This window comes from Bacillus sp. SIMBA_008, assembly GCF_046535495.1.
Taxonomy (GTDB): domain Bacteria; phylum Bacillota; class Bacilli; order Bacillales; family Bacillaceae; genus Bacillus; species Bacillus subtilis.
In genome coordinates, this window is sequence record NZ_JAWRWL010000111.1 from 1 (window position 1) to 364 (window position 364).

General features: G+C 67.6%; 1 protein-coding gene. It reads right to left on the bottom strand.

Translation table 11 applies throughout. The annotated features are described in order from the left end of the window. On the bottom strand, positions 1-364 hold a 364-nt coding region (locus tag SB658_RS22380), incomplete at both ends, for an aldo/keto reductase (RefSeq protein ID WP_410602407.1).

Consider the following 364-nt stretch of genomic DNA (forward strand, 5'->3'; position numbering starts at 1 on the left):
GCGTTCATCACGGCGATTCCCCGCTCCTTCGCGGCCTCGTAGAGCGGCTTCGCGGAACGATCGAGCAGCGAATAACGATTGTGGCTGAGCACGGCGTCGAAGAGATCGGTCTCGATGAAGCGCGTCAGCATGCCGATCGGGCCACCGGCGACGCCGATGTGGTCGACCCGGCCCGACTCGCGCAGTTCGACGAGAGCTTCGACGGGGCCGCCCCCGGCCATGCTGGCCTCGAAGCCGATGCGTTCCGGATCGTGCAAGTGCAGCATCTCGATCCGCTCGACCCCCAGCCGGTCGAGGCTCTCCTCGAACGAGGCGCGCACGCGCTCGCCGGAGAAGTCACCGGTCGTGGGATCCGGGTCCACCT